General features: G+C 75.1%; 12 protein-coding genes and 1 pseudogene. 5 read left to right on the top strand and 8 right to left on the bottom strand.

What is annotated here, in order from left to right; genetic code table 11:
- Positions 1-5: 5 nt before the first annotated feature.
- Together ACFCLZ_RS23685 and ACFCLZ_RS23680 are read right to left on the bottom strand one after the other, a co-directional pair.
- Complete coding sequence (locus ACFCLZ_RS23685) at positions 6-326, bottom strand: hypothetical protein (protein ID WP_380279016.1); 321 nt, start codon at positions 324-326, stop codon at positions 6-8.
- Positions 327-419: 93 nt separating this feature from the next.
- The gene (locus tag ACFCLZ_RS23680; protein ID WP_380279014.1) at positions 420-1,289 is read right to left on the bottom strand and encodes a MurR/RpiR family transcriptional regulator; all 870 of its coding nucleotides are present in this window, start codon (positions 1,287-1,289) and stop codon (positions 420-422) included.
- A gap of 219 nt (positions 1,290-1,508) precedes the next feature.
- Here ACFCLZ_RS23680 and ACFCLZ_RS23675 point away from each other — a divergent pair, with 219 nt between their 5' ends.
- The gene (locus tag ACFCLZ_RS23675) at positions 1,509-1,946 is read left to right on the top strand and encodes a hypothetical protein (RefSeq protein WP_380279013.1); all 438 of its coding nucleotides are present in this window, start codon (positions 1,509-1,511) and stop codon (positions 1,944-1,946) included.
- Between the two features lie 73 nt (positions 1,947-2,019).
- Here ACFCLZ_RS23675 and hutH read toward each other — a convergent pair whose 3' ends face one another.
- Entirely contained in the window at positions 2,020-3,597 is a 1,578-nt protein-coding gene (gene hutH / locus ACFCLZ_RS23670) for a histidine ammonia-lyase (protein ID WP_380279012.1), read from the bottom strand.
- 181 nt (positions 3,598-3,778) lie between these two features.
- On the opposite strand from hutH, the gene fdhD reads away from it, so the two are divergent.
- Complete coding sequence (gene fdhD, locus ACFCLZ_RS23665) at positions 3,779-4,603, top strand: formate dehydrogenase accessory sulfurtransferase FdhD (RefSeq protein ID WP_380286251.1); 825 nt, start codon at positions 3,779-3,781, stop codon at positions 4,601-4,603.
- On the opposite strand, the gene ACFCLZ_RS23660 is transcribed toward fdhD, so the two are convergent.
- Positions 4,596-5,801 (bottom strand): macrolide family glycosyltransferase, encoded by a 1,206-nt coding sequence (locus tag ACFCLZ_RS23660; protein ID WP_380279010.1) that lies wholly within the window; start codon positions 5,799-5,801, stop codon positions 4,596-4,598. The genes fdhD and ACFCLZ_RS23660 overlap by 8 nt on opposite strands.
- 126 nt (positions 5,802-5,927) lie before the next feature.
- Between ACFCLZ_RS23660 and ACFCLZ_RS23655 the strand changes: the two genes are divergently transcribed.
- Positions 5,928-6,536, top strand: a complete 609-nt coding sequence (locus tag ACFCLZ_RS23655; RefSeq protein ID WP_380279008.1) for a TetR/AcrR family transcriptional regulator — start codon at positions 5,928-5,930, stop codon at positions 6,534-6,536.
- Between the two features lie 18 nt (positions 6,537-6,554).
- Here the strand turns inward: ACFCLZ_RS23655 and ACFCLZ_RS23650 are convergent, their stop codons facing one another.
- The 4 genes and pseudogenes from ACFCLZ_RS23650 to ACFCLZ_RS23635 form a co-directional block, all read right to left on the bottom strand.
- Entirely contained in the window at positions 6,555-6,911 is a 357-nt protein-coding gene (locus tag ACFCLZ_RS23650; protein WP_380279006.1) for a hypothetical protein, read from the bottom strand.
- 836 nt (positions 6,912-7,747) lie between these two features.
- A pseudogene (locus tag ACFCLZ_RS23645) lies at positions 7,748-8,908 on the bottom strand (diguanylate cyclase domain-containing protein); the annotation flags it as partial.
- A gap of 456 nt (positions 8,909-9,364) precedes the next feature.
- Positions 9,365-10,651 carry an adenylate/guanylate cyclase domain-containing protein gene (locus tag ACFCLZ_RS23640; protein WP_380279005.1) on the bottom strand — a complete coding sequence of 429 codons (1,287 nt, stop codon included), beginning with the start codon at positions 10,649-10,651 and terminating at the stop codon, positions 9,365-9,367.
- A gap of 85 nt (positions 10,652-10,736) precedes the next feature.
- Entirely contained in the window at positions 10,737-11,636 is a 900-nt protein-coding gene (locus tag ACFCLZ_RS23635; protein WP_380279003.1) for a biotin--[acetyl-CoA-carboxylase] ligase, read from the bottom strand.
- A gap of 272 nt (positions 11,637-11,908) precedes the next feature.
- On the opposite strand from ACFCLZ_RS23635, the gene ACFCLZ_RS23630 reads away from it, so the two are divergent.
- Complete coding sequence (locus ACFCLZ_RS23630; protein WP_380279002.1) at positions 11,909-13,498, top strand: acyl-CoA carboxylase subunit beta; 1,590 nt, start codon at positions 11,909-11,911, stop codon at positions 13,496-13,498.
- Between the two features lie 35 nt (positions 13,499-13,533).
- A complete protein-coding gene (locus tag ACFCLZ_RS23625) occupies positions 13,534-13,755 on the top strand; it encodes an acyl-CoA carboxylase epsilon subunit (RefSeq protein ID WP_380279000.1) in 222 nt (73 codons plus the stop codon).
- The last annotated feature ends 90 nt before the right edge of the window (positions 13,756-13,845 follow it).

The following is a 13,845-nucleotide window of genomic DNA, read 5'->3' as shown; positions in this document are numbered from 1 at the left end:
TGCCCTCACGCCGCGGCGTCGTCGTCCCAGTGGATGCCGATCTCCTCCAGCCAGCGGCGGTCGGCGTCGTCGGGGACGGAGGCGCGGGGCGGGCGGGGGATCTCCTGGACGGGGCCGAGGCCGTACTGTGCGGCGGCCGCGGCGGCGCGGGCGTCGGGTTCGATCACGCCGACGTGGACGACACTCTCGTCGCCCGGGTCGAGGACGGTGAGTTCGGGATCGGGCAGACGGCGCAGGGTGACGCGGCGTCCGCAGGTCGGGCAGGACCACTCGTCGGCTCCGGAGGCGAGCCGGCCGACGAACTTCATCTCGTGGATCACGCGCATGGCGGCACCCCCTGACTGGAGTGATGCCCGCCCCGGGCGGATCGCCAACCTGCGCGCACGGTCGGCGGGGCCGGTGCTCGGGCCGGGGGCGCCCTACTCCAGGAACAGTCCGCGGGCCGCCGCCGACTGCTCGATGGCCTCCAGTCGCGCCTCGGCGCCCGGGAGTTCGTCGCACATGGTCTGCAGCAGCACCCGGCCGAGCATCATCGGCGCACAGGCCGTGTCGAACACCAGGCCGGTGCCGACGGCGGCCGGCAGCATCAGGTCGGAGAGCTTGGCGACCGGCGCGAAGACGCTGTCGGCCACGGTGATGACGGTCAGTCCGCAGTCGCGGGCCACCGCCAGGGCGTCCATCAGCTCGCGCGGGTGGCGCGGCAGGGCGAAGCAGAGCAGCACGCTCGCGCCGGCCGCGGCGGCCTGTTCGAGGCGGTCGGCGAGCATGCTGCCGCCCTCGTCGAGCAGCCGGACGTCCGGGTGCACCTTGGCGGCGAAGTACGCGAAGCCGCGCGCCTGCGCCGAGGCGGCGCGCAGGCCGAGCACCGGCAGCGGGCGGGAGGCGGCGAGCAGACGGGCGGCGCGGGTGATCGGCTCGGGGTCGGCGAGCAGTTCGGCGAGGTGGCGCAGGTGCTCGATCTCGGCGAGGACGGCCTGCTGGTGCTCGTTGCGGACGGCGTCGGCCGGGGTCTCGGGGGCGGCGGGCTCGCCGGCGCCCAGTTCGCGCAACTGCTTGCGCAGCGCCGGGTAGCCGTCGTAGCCGAGGGCCACCGCGAAGCGGGTCACCGAGGGCTGGCTGACGCCGGCGAGTTCGGCGACCTCGACGCTGGAGAGGAACGGCGCCTCGGTGGCGTGCCGCACCAGCGAGTGCGCGATCCGCCGCTGGGTGGGGGTGAGCCGGTGGCCCTCGAAGAGCTGGAGCAACCGGGCGGAGGGACCGACCGTGCCGGCGTCGTCGGTGGCGGTCATGGCGGTACCTCCGGATGCGAGCTGTTCGGACGACTGTGCAGCAGCGGACCGCCGCTGGCAAAGACGTCTCGTACGACGGGACGCCGGTTGAGACGTCCGGAATGCGGCCCCGCCCGGGTCGCGGGCCGCCTCGGGGTGACCCTGAAATCCCCCTGAGACCCCCCTGAATACCGGCGAACGGGTGGACCCGCCCGGCCCCGCGGGCGCAGTCTGGTGTCCATGGACACTCGCCAGGACGATCTGCGGCGTGATCTGGACGCCACGTTGCAGGCCCACAAGGAGCTCGGCAAGGAGTACGAGTCGGAGCTCGTCGACTCCTTCCTCTCCCGGCTCGACGCCCGACTGGACGCCCGGGTGGAGCGCCGGGTCAGCGAGCGGCTCGGCCCGGCCGACGGGTACGGCCCCCCGGCCGAGGCCGGCCGTCCCTACGGCCCGCACGGGCACGGTCCGCACCGCTTCGGCCGTTCGGCCGCCCGGCTGCCGGTGATCTCGATGGCCCTGGGCATCCCGCTGTCCGCCATCTCCGGCGGCGTCGCCGGCTTCTGGGGCCTGCTGGTCTGCTGGGGCGGCATCGTCGGCGTCAACGTCTCGGCCGCGCGGGCCGAGCGCCGCGAGGAGAAGAGCCACTCGTCGGCCGCGCGGAGCGAGTGGGACTAGGGCCAGGGCCCGGCGCCGAGCCGCCGTCACCCGTCCCACCCGCTCTCCGCGCGGTCCGTCCGCCGTCAGGCCGTCAGGCCAGCGGCCCGGTGACCTGCTCGACCGCCCGCACCAGCTCGCCGGAGGCGACCAGCGCGGCCGCGGACTCCAGGTCGGGCGACAGGAAGCGGTCGCGCCCGGCGCCGCCCACCCCGGCGGCGCGGGCGGCGGCCATCGCCGCGGCCGTGGCCGGCGCCGGGGCGCCGCTGGCGCCGGCCTGCTGCCGGATCTCCAGGGCCCGCGCGGCGGCGGTGAGTTCGACGGCGAGGATGCGGCCGAGGTTCTCCACCGCCTGGCGCAGCTTGCGCGCGGCGGACCAGCCCATCGAGACGTGGTCCTCCTGCATGGCCGAGGAGGGGATCGAGTCGACCGAGGCCGGCACGGCGAGCCGCTTGTTCTCGCTGACCAGCGCCGCCTGGGTGTACTGGGCGATCATCAGACCGGAGTCCACGCCCGGGTCGTCGGCCAGGAAGGCCGGCAGGCCGTGCGAGCGGGCCTTGTCGAGCAGCCGGTCGGTGCGGCGCTCGGCGATCGAGCCGAGGTCGGCGGCGGCGATGGCGAGGAAGTCCAGCACGTAGGCGACCGGGGCGCCGTGGAAGTTGCCGTTGGACTCGACCCGGCCGTCCGGCAGCACCACCGGGTTGTCCACCGAGGCGGCCAGCTCGCGGGAGGCGACCAGCTGGGCGTGCGCGAGGGTGTCGCGGCCGGCGCCGGCCACCTGCGGGGCGCAGCGGATCGAGTAGGCGTCCTGGACCCGCGGGGCGTCGTCCTGGTGGTGGCCGGTGAGGCCGGAGTCCTTGAGCACGGCCAGCATGTTGGCGGCGGACAGCGCCTGCCCGGGGTGCGGGCGGATCGGTGCGTGCAGCTCGGGGGCGAGCACCTTGTCGGTGCCGAGCAGCGCCTCCAGGGTCATCGCGGCGGTGATGTCGGCGGTGGTGAACAGGCGCCGCAGGTCCGCGATGGCCATGACGAGCATGCCGAGCATGCCGTCGGTGCCGTTGATGAGGGCCAGGCCCTCCTTCTCCAGCAGCTCGACGGGCTCGATCCCGGCGGCGGCGAGCAGTTCGCCGGCGGGCCTGTCGACGCCGTCGGGGCCGGTCGCCACACCCTCGCCCATGAGGACGAGCGCGCAGTGGGAGAGCGGCGCGAGGTCGCCGGAGCAGCCGAGCGAGCCGAACTCGCGGACCACCGGGGTGATGCCGGCGTTGAGGATCGCGGCCATGGTCTCGGCGACCAGCGGGCGCACGCCGGTGCGGCCGCTGGCGAGGGTCTTCATGCGCAGGAACATCAGCGCGCGGACCACCTCGCGCTCGACCGCCGGGCCCATCCCGGCGGCGTGCGAGCGCACCAGCGAGCGCTGCAGCTGGGCGCGCAGCTCGGGGCTGATGTGCCGTACGGCGAGGGCGCCGAAGCCGGTGGAGACGCCGTAGACGGGGCGCGGTTCGGCGGCCAGGGCCTCGATCCGGGCGCGCGCGGCCGCCATCTCGGCGAGCGCGTCGGGTCCGATCTCGACCCGGGCGTTCCCCCGGGCGACGGCCAGCACGTCCTCGGCGCTGACGTCGGCCTTGCCGACCTGGACGAGCGGCGCGTGGGGGGCCGCAGCACTGTGCATATCCATATACACCATCTCATCAGGTGAATGAAGATATGACAACCACCCTGGCGCGATGGAACATCGGCCACCGCACCGGCCGGTCACCAGAATTTTCGAATATCGCGCCCGGTGGCGCACGCTGTGGGGCGAGGCGGGCGGCGAGGTGCCGGGCGCGGCGGGCGGAGAGGCGGACCGGGCGATGACACGGGCGACGGCACGGCGGCGGGTGCTGCGGCTGCGCGGGGACGGGCGCACCACCCGGCCGGACGCGCTGGCCGCCGAGGAACCGCTGGAGATACGGCTCGGCGGCGAACCGCTCACCGTCACCATGCGCACCCCCGGCCAGGACTTCGACCTGGTGGCGGGCTTCCTGGTCGGCGAGGGCATCGTCCACGCGGCCGAGGACCTCGCGGCGCTGCGCTACTGCGCCGGCACCGACGAGAACGGCGCCAACACCTACAACGTGGTCGACGCGACGCCGCGCGGCGCCGCCCGGACCCTGCCGCTCTCCGCGCACCGCAACCTGCTCACCACCAGCGCCTGCGGCCTGTGCGGGCGGGACACCGTGGACGCCGTGCGCACCCACGTCCGCCACCCGGTCGGCGAGGACCCGCTGACCGTCCCGCCCGCGCTGCTGTACGGGCTGCCGGACCGGCTGCGCGCCGCCCAGCGGACCTTCGACTCCACCGGCGGCCTGCACGCCGCCGGCCTGTTCGACGGCCGCAGCGGCGAACTGCTCTGCGCCCGCGAGGACGTCGGGCGGCACAACGCGGTGGACAAGGTGGTCGGCTGGGCGCTGCGCGAGGGCCGGCTGCCGCTGACCGGGCACGTGCTGCTGGTCAGCGGCCGGGCCTCGTTCGAGCTGACCCAGAAGGCGGCGCTGGCCGGCGTGCCGCTGCTGGCCGCGGTCTCGGCGCCGTCCTCGCTCGCCGTGGACCTCGCCGAGGAACTGGGCCTGACCCTGGTCGGCTTCCTGCGCGGCGAGGGCGCCAACGTCTACACCCGCCCCGACCGGATCAGCTGAGCGGGGCCCGCGCCAGCTCCGCCTCGACGAGGTCCGCCGCCCGCGCCGTGCCGCCCTCGGCCCGGGCCTCGGCGCGCAGGTCGGCCAGGCGGGCGGCCACCGCCGGGTCGCCGGTCAGCTCCAGCAGCGCGGTGCGCAGCGCGGCGGCCGTCGCGTCCTCGGTGTCCAGCCGGCGGGCCACCCCGAGCGCCACCAGCGAGTCCGCGTTGGCGAACTGGTCGACGGCCTGCGGCACCGCGATCATCGGCACGCCGTGGAACAGGCCCTCGCTCGCGCCGCCGGTGCCGGCGTGGGTGACGAAGGCGTCGGCCTGCGCCAGCACGTCGAACTGCGGCACCCACCGGTGCACCTCGACGCCGGCCGGCACCTCGCCCAGCGCGGCGAGGTCGGTGTGCCGGCCGATCTGCAGGACGACGTGCCAGCCGGGCAGGCCGCCGAAGGCCTCCAGGCACTCCCGGTAGAAGGCGGGCCGGTCGGTGAAGGCCGAGCCGAGCGAGACCAGCAGCACCTTCTCCGCGTCGGCGGGCCGCTGCCAGCGGCCCTGGTGCGAGCGGTCGCCGAAGCACTGGCCGACGAAGGTGATCCGCTCGGCGTCGACCCGGTCCGCGTTGGGCTGCAGGGCCCGCGGGATCAGGGCGAGCGCACGGGCGGGGCGGTTCTTGAACCGCTCGACGTCCCGGACGACGGCGCCGGTGTCGGCCAGCCAGTCGCCGAACCGCCGGTAGTGCTCGGGGCCGCCGGGGCCGGTGCGGAGCACCTCGAAGACCTCGGCCATGTCCTGCTCGAAGCCCTCCCAGCCGACCATGGTGGGCGAGAGCTGGACCACCGGCACGCCGTGGGCCTCGGCCACCGCCCGCGCGGCGAAGGCGCCGATGTCGTGGAGCACGAGGTCGGGCCGGTCCTCGGCGAAGAGCTTCCGCAGGACGGGGGTCATGGCGAGGGCGTCGTCGAGGAAGACGTCCTGGACGGCGACCGGGTCCTGCGGCCACCCCGAGGGATCGCCGTCGAGCGGCAGCGCCGTCGGGTACGGGACGAGCGTGGCTCCCGTGGCGGCGACGGGCCCGGCGAAGGACGGGTCGTTGACGTAGTCGACCCGGTGGCCCCGGGCGACGAGCTCGGCGATCACGGCGAGGCTCGGGTTGACGTGGCCGTGGGCCGGGATGGCGGCCATGACGATGCGGGCGGAGCGGCGGGTCATCTCGTGGTTCCCCTCGAAAGTGCGAGACGAGACGGTTCGTCTCGCTGACGTCCCCTCACCATGCCCCCTTCGAGCCGCACTGTCAAGACGATACGAACCGTCTCGCCGGCTCGTAGGATGACGCCCATGGCCAGACCGCAGAGCGCCCCCGACCCCAGCCGCCGCAGCGCACAGAGCCGCACCGCGATCCTCACCGCCGCCCTCGAACTCGTCGCCGACGTCGGCTTCGGCAAGCTCACCATCGAGAAGATCGCCGCCCGCGCCGGCGTCGGCAAGCAGACCATCTACCGCTGGTGGCCCTCCAAGGGCGCCGTCGTCTTCGACGCCTTCCTCGCCGCCAACGAGAACGCCACCGGAAGCCTCGCCCTGCCCGACACCGGCGACCTCGGCGAGGACCTGCGCACCCTTCTGCGGGCCACCGCCCTCGAACTCGCCGACCCCGCCTTCAACCGGACCGGACGCGCCCTGGCCGCCGAGGTCCTCACCGACCCCGAACTGCTGCGCGAGTACCGCGAGCGGCTGCTGGACCCGCTGCTGGAGGTCACCCGCGACCGCCTGCGGGCCGCCCGGGAGGCCGGGCAGCTGCGGGCGGACGCGGACCTCGACCTCGCCGTCGAGCTCCTCTACGGCCCGCTGTACTACCGCTGGCTGCACGGGCTCGGCCCGCTCGACGACCGTTACGCGGACCAGGTCACGCAGGCCTGCCTGCGCGCGCTCGGCAGCACCGGCGGCTGAGCCGGGGCCCGCCCGGGTTCAGGACCGGTTGCGGCGCCGCAGCACCAGCACCACGGCGACGACCAGCGCGATCACCAGCAGCACCACGACGGCGCCGATGATCAGGCCGATGAACTTGCCGAGGCCCTTCTTTTTCTTCTTCGACTTGTCCTTGGCCAGCTGGGCGGTGGCGTGCCGATCCGCCGCCGAGGCAGCCCGACCGGCCGGCGCCGCGTGAACCGTGCCGTCCACCACCGTGCTCACCGCCACCGTGCTCACCGCCGCCGTGCTCACCGCCGCCGTCCGCGGCGCGACCGAGACCGCCGAGGCGGCCGGCGCGGTGCCGCCGAAGGCGAGCACCGCGGAGAGAACCAGACCCGTCGACCGAGCACGCAAAGGAACCAACCCCCGACATCCGACCCGGCGGCGCCCCGACGGCCCACCGACCGCCGACACCCTCCCACGCACGCCCCGCCGCGCCCACCCCCGCGACCGGACCGCGACCCACTCGGGACACACCGGTCACCCAGGGCGCGTCTGACCATTCGCGTCGGATCGGCGGGCGGCTCCCCCAGCCTCGGGCCGGGGGCGTGCGTGCCCTGGCGTCGCACGCCCGGCCGGAACGGTCAGACACGCCTTGAGCGCCACACTCCCCCGCCGGGCCCTCAGCCCTCCGGCGGGGAGGCCGGGCCGGCCAGGGCCACCGCCACCAGGGCGCGCAGCGCGGAGGCCACCTGTCCGAGCGGCAGGGTGGCGTCGTCGGCGAACAGCTCCAGGAGCCAGCCGCCCGCCGCGTTCCGCCCGCCGGCCGCGACCATGCCGCGGTAACCGGAGACCACCAGCATCGCCTCCTCCGCCGGATCGTTGCCCGCCGCGCCCGCGCGCAGCGCGAAGGCGCCGCCGCGCACGGCCCGCCGCGTCATCGGGTAGTGGCGCAGGTCGAAGACGGCGTCCGGGGCCTCGATCTGGGCCCGCTGGGTCTCCGCCCGGGTGCTGCTCGGCCCGCTGGTCATCCGGTAGACCGCGTGCCGGGCGGTGCGCATCAGCTGCGAGCCGGGCGGCACGTACGAGATCCACCAGCCGACCGTGTCCAGCAGCCGGGCCGAGGTCTCGGCCACGATCGTGAGCTTGCCGATGGTGTCGGCCGGATGCACGGCCCGCGCCGCGCCCTGCTGGTCGAGCGCGGCGAGCACCGCCGTGAGCAGCTGCCCCGGGTCGGCGCTGTGCGCCGCGCCGCGGAACCGCCGCCGGTCCCCGGCCAGGGCCCGGCCGCCGGGGCGGAACCGGCCGTCGCCGCGATGCTGCTGCGGCTCGGCGGCGTCGGCGAGCAGCACCGTCGGGTCGGGGGCGAACCCGGGGCCGTGGCTGCGCCCGGCCACCACCGGGTGGGCGGCCCGGGCGGCCTTGGCCCGGTACTGGGCGGCGTCGGCGAGCCGGAACAGCCGGTCGGGGGTGGTGACGGGGCCGATCGAGTCACCGGTGGAGGCGACCCCGCAGGCCACGCCCTCGCCCTCGGCCAGGGCCAGCGCCCGGGCGCACAGCTCCTCGGCGGCGGCCACCACCTCGTCCGCCTTCTGCCCCTCGACCAGCAGGCAGAACTCGTCGCCGCCGAGCCGGGCGGCGAGGCTGCCGGGGAGCTTGGCGGCGGCCAGCGACAGCTGGTGGGCGAACCGTTCCAGCAGCCGGTCGCCGACCTCGTGGCCGAGCTGGTCGTTGACCCGCTTGAGGCCGTTGACGTCGCAGACCACCAGGGAGACGACGGTGTTGTCCCGGTTGTGCGCGGCCAGCGCGCTCTCCAGCCGGGCGTCCACCGCGCGCCGGTTGGCGAGGCCGGTGAGCGGATCGGAGAAGGCGAGCCTGCGCAGGTCGGCGAGGCGTTCGGTCTGGGCGAGGCCGGCCGAGATCTGGGCGGCCAGCAGGGTCGCGTAGTCGGCGTCGGCCTCGGTGAATTCGGCCGTTCCGGCGGTGCGGGCGAGGTAGAGCTCGCCCCAGGCCTGCCCGTGCAGCACGATCGGCGCGACCACGCAGCAGGCCCGGCCGCGCCGGCGCAGCGCGGCGGCGCGCTCCTGGCAGTACGCGCCGGCGGTCGGGTGCGCGTGCCCGGCGTGCGGCAGGCTGTTGTCGGCCGTCTGCACCCAGGCGCGCGGCAGCCGCCCGGTGGTCCAGCGCTCCTCCAGGTACGTGACGATCTCGGGGAAGTCGGCCACCGGGTAGGACTCGTCCTCGGGCAGCTCCTCCTCGCCCGGGGCGAGTTCGCCGTGGTTGACCAGGACCCGCAGCCGGCCGGACTCGCGATCCCAGACCGAGACGGCGGCCATCGTCGCGCCGAGCGCCTCGGTGGCGCGGGCGGCGGCGGCCCGGACGGCCTCCAGCGGGGTGAGCGCGCCGGCCATGTCCTGGGCGAGTTCGACCACGGCCCTCAGCCGCGCGTCGGTGGCCGGAGCACCCCCGCCCGCCGTCCCCGCCCCGGGCTCGGGGACGGCGGGCGACGGCTGCTGGGTCCGGCCGCGGTCCGTCATGATCGCCTCACTGCTCACCGGCTCGCCTCGCTCCCTGTGCTCGGTCCTGCTGGTGGTCCGCGCGGACGCCCGCACCCGCGGGCGGGGCCCGTGCCCGCGCCCCGACCGCTCTCCTACCCGTTCGACGGCGCCGCCCCACGGCCGATCGCACCGAGGCGTCTGCACGCACCAAGACTATGGCGGTTTCGTTCGGTTATGCCCCGTTTGCGGCTCGGCACCCGCAAGACCGCGCGGCCGTCCGCCGTTCGGCGTGTCCCGGCGTGTCGCGATGCGTCCCGGTGTGTCACGGGCGCCCGGGCGGGGCGGGGCGGGCGGGGGCGGGGGCGCGTGCTACGCGGTGCGCGGCCGCCGGGAGAGCAGCCACGGCTCGACCAGCCCGAGCCCGCGCACCGGCCGGCGCCACATCGGCTGCAGGTGGAACCGGTGCGCCGCGTCCGGCCCCGGGGCCGGCGGACCCGACGGCGGCATCCCGGCCGCCGCCGACAGCGCCTCGGCCAGCCCCGGGCCGTCCGTGTCGGGCGGCGCGACGCTGCCGTTCTGCTCCAGCGCGGCCGCGAACTCGCCGTCGATCAGCACCGCGTCCTTGGGCGCGATCGAGGTGAGCCGGCTGGCCAGGTTGACCGTCGTGCCGAAGACGTCGCCCATCCGCGAGGTGACCGTGCCGAAGGCCATGCCGACCCGCAGCGCGGGGATGGTGTCGTCCTCGGCCAGCGCCTCGATGAGGCCGAGCGCGATCCCGGCGGCGGTCACCGGGTCCTCGGAGACGAAGAGGATCTCGTCGCCGAGCGTCTTGATCACCCGGCCGCCCTGGCCGGCGATGAGGTCGGAGCAGGTGTTCTCGAAGGTCTCGACCAGCTCGCCGAGCTCCTCCTCCTCCAGCCGCCGCGACAGCCGGGTGAAGCCGACCAGGTCGGCGAAGCAGACGGCGAGCCGGCCGCTGGTGATCTCGTTGTCGTCGGCGGCCTGCACCACCCGGCCGGTGACGGCGGCCAGCTGCCGCCGCCAGACGTACACCAGGAACTGCTCCAGCTCCGGCAGCAGCAGCTCGACCAGCGGGTACGCGACATCGGCGCGGGTCAGCCCGGGCTCGACGGACTGGGTGAGGTTCTCCAGGAAGGTGTCCATCTGCCAGCCCGCCAGCCGGGCGGTGGTCTGGCCGGTGGACCGGGCCACCTGGATCGCCATCGACTCGCTCAGCAGGCCCGACTCGACCAGGCCGGCCAGCCGGCGCAGCGCGATCACGTCGCCGTCGGTGAGCGCCCGGGACTGCCCGATGTCCGGGAAGCCCATCGCCCGCCAGAAGCGGGTGGCCAGCTCCATCGGGACGTCGGCGGCCCGGGCGGCCTGGTAGGGGGTGTAGCGGCGCGGCGCGTCCAGGATCAGGCGTTCGAGGTCGAGGGCGACGGTCTGGTCGTCGGAGCCCGCCGGGCCGCCGTTGCCTCCGGCGCCGTTGCCGCCGCCGTTGCTGCCGTCCTCTGCCACCGGTCCGTCCCCGTGCGGTCGCCGCACTCGCCTCGTGTCCTGCGTGTCCGGCGCGCCCGCCACCCGGCGGGCAGTGGCGCGCCTCACACTGCTGCCAGGTGGAATGTTCGCACGGAATCGCGCGATCCGGGGCATCCGCCCGGGTCAAGGGGAGGTAAGGGGACGCACGGGGCGCCCGTCCGGCGCACGGCCCCCGCCCCCACCGGGCGCGCGGTGGCGGCTACTGCGCGACGCGCGGCTCCGGGCGCACATGGACGACGTCGCCCGCGCCGACCGCCCGCCGGGCGCCGTCCGGGGTGCGGACCACCAGCCGGCCGTCCCCGTCCACCGCGACCGCCTCGCCGCGCAGTTCGCGGTCGCCCGGCAGCAGCACCTTCACCGGGCGCCCCAGCGTGGTGCACCGGGCCGCGTAGGCGCGCAGCAGGCCGCTGGTGTGCGGGTCGCCGGCGGCGGCCGTCCACTCCCCGTACAGCTCGGCGAACTCGCGCAGCAGGGCGCGCAGCAGGGTGGCGCGGTCGGTGACCGCGGCGCCGGCCAGGGCGAGCGAGGCGGCGGTGGGGACGGGCAGTTCGGCGGCGCGCAGCGAGACGTTGAGGCCGAGGCCGGCGACCACCGCGCCGCCGCCCAGCTCGGTCAGGATGCCGCCGAGCTTGCGCTCCGCGCCGTCGATCTCCACCTGGAGGTCGTTGGGCCACTTCAGGCCGACCTCGACCTCGGCGACCCGGCTCAGTGTGCTCGCGGCGGCGACGCCGACCAGGATCGGCAGCCAGCCGTACCGCTCGACGGGTACCCCGTCCGGGCGAAGCAGGACGGAGAGGAACAGACCCGAGCGGGCGGGGGCGCTCCACTGCCGTTCGAGCCGGCCGCGCCCGGAGTTCTGGGCCTCGGCGACCAGCACCGCGCCCTGCGGGGCGCCCTCGCGGGCGCGGGCGGCCAGGTCGGTGTTGGTGGAGCCGGTCTCCTCGACGACGTCGATCGAGGTCCAGAGCCCGCCGGGGCGCAGCAGGTCCCGGCGCAGCCCGGCGGCGTCCAGCGGCGGGCGGTCCAGGTCGGTCCACGGCGACGGCCCGGCGTGGCCGAGGCCGCGCAGTCCACTGCGGCGGGGGGTGTCGGAGGTCATGCGGTTCACCCTAGGACGCGTCCGACCCTTCGCGTCGGACCGGCGGACGGCGGCCCGTCGGCCCCAGGCCGCCCCATCGTCCCCCACAACGGGCGTCAACAACACTGTGTCGCTGGCCATAACGGCCGGACATTACGTCCGGCCCTCCGCGCTGGCTACGCTACCCAACGGTAGTTCGTTGTGCCGCCCTGCACCCCTCGTCCGCGCCAGCCCCACCCGGCCCGCGCGCCCCGAAGACAGGTCGCGGCCCAGGATCAGGGAGAGCCACCGGAATGACCGAGGCGCCGCACGACCCGCACACCACCGCCGGCAAGCTCGCCGACCTCCGGCGCAGGATCGACGAGGCGGTGCACTCCGGCTCCGCCAAGGCGGTGGAGAAGCAGCACGCCAAGGGCAAGCTGACGGCCCGCGAGCGGGTCACGGAACTGCTGGACGAGGACTCCTTCGTCGAGTTCGACGAGTTCGCCCGGCACCGCTCGACCAACTTCGGGCAGGAGAGGAACCGGCCCTACGGCGACGGCGTGGTCACCGGCTACGGCACCGTCGACGGCCGTCAGGTCGCCGTGTTCGCCCAGGACTTCACCGTCTTCGGCGGCTCGCTCGGCGAGGTGTTCGGCGAGAAGATCGTCAAGGTCATGGACTTCGCGCTGAAGACCGGCTGCCCGGTCATCGGCATCAACGACTCCGGCGGCGCCCGGATCCAGGAGGGCGTGGTCTCGCTCGGCCTGTACGGCGAGATCTTCCGCCGCAACGTGCACGCCTCCGGGGTGATCCCGCAGATCTCGCTGATCATGGGCCCCTGCGCGGGCGGCGCGGTCTACTCCCCCGCGATCACCGACTTCGTGGTGATGGCCGACCGGACCTCGCACATGTTCATCACCGGCCCCGACGTGATCAAGACCGTCACCGGCGAGGACGTCGGCATGGAGGAGCTGGGCGGCGCGCGCACCCACAACGCCAAGTCCGGCAACGCGCACTACCTGGCCACGGACGAGAAGGAGGCGATCGAGTACGTCAAGAGCCTGCTGTCGTACCTGCCCTCCAACAACCTCTCCGACCCGCCGTCCTTCCCGGAGGAGGCGGACCTGTCCGTCACCGACGAGGACCTCGAGCTCGACACCCTGGTGCCGGACTCGGCGAACCAGCCGTACGACATCCACCGGGTGATCGAGCACGTCCTCGACGACGGCGAGTTCCTGGAGACCCAGCCGCTGTACGCGGGCAACATCGTCACCGGCTTCGGCCGGGTCGAGGGCCACCCGGTCGGCGTCGTCGGCAACCAGCCGATGGACCTGGCGGGCTGCCTGGACATCGCCGCCAGCGAGAAGGCCGCGCGGTTCATCCGCACCTGCGACTCGTTCAACATCCCGGTGATCACCTTCGTCGACGTGCCCGGCTTCCTGCCCGGCACCGAGCAGGAGTGGGACGGCATCATCCGCCGCGGCGCCAAGCTGATCTACGCCTACGCCGAGGCGACCGTGCCGCTGATCACCGTGATCACCCGCAAGGCCTTCGGCGGCGCGTACGACGTCATGGGCTCCAAGCACCTGGGCGCCGACCTCAACCTGGCCTGGCCGACCGCGCAGATCGCCGTGATGGGCGCGCAGGGCGCGGTGAACATCCTGCACCGGCGGGAGATCGCCGAGGCCGAGGCGGCCGGGAACGCCGAGGAGAAGCGGGCCGAGCTGATCGCCTCCTACGAGGACACCCTGCTCAACCCGTACCTGGCCGCCGAGCGCGGCTACGTGGACGCCGTCATCGCGCCGAGCGAGACCCGCCGGCACATCGTCCGCGGGCTGCGCGCGCTGCGCGGCAAGCGTGAGGTGCTGCCGCCGAAGAAGCACGGCAACATTCCGCTGTAGTGGTTCCGAGCAGGAGGATCGCGAGAGGATTGAGCATGGCCCCGATCCACGTGCTGCACGGGCAGCCGACCCCCGAGGAGCTGGCCACCGTCCTGGCGGTGGTCCAGGCCCGGGCCGCCGCCGCGCAGGCCGCCGCCGAGGCCGCCCGCCGCGCCGGCGCCGGCCCGGACTCCGCCTGGAACGACCGCGCGCGCCGGATGCGCGCCGCCCCGCGCCCCGGCGTCAACGCCTGGCGCACCTCCGGCTGGGCCGGGTAGGGCCGCTGGACGTGCACTTTGCAAAGTATTGACTTTGCAAAGTGCACGTCTCCCCGGGCCGCTCCGCACAAGGGCGGAGCGGCCCTGCAC

Origin of the sequence: Kitasatospora purpeofusca (genome assembly GCF_042691725.1) — a bacterium.
Taxonomy (GTDB): Bacteria; Actinomycetota; Actinomycetes; order Streptomycetales; family Streptomycetaceae; genus Kitasatospora; species Kitasatospora purpeofusca_B.
Note: the sequence above shows the minus strand (reverse complement) of the source record. Positions and strands in the feature narration are given on the sequence as shown.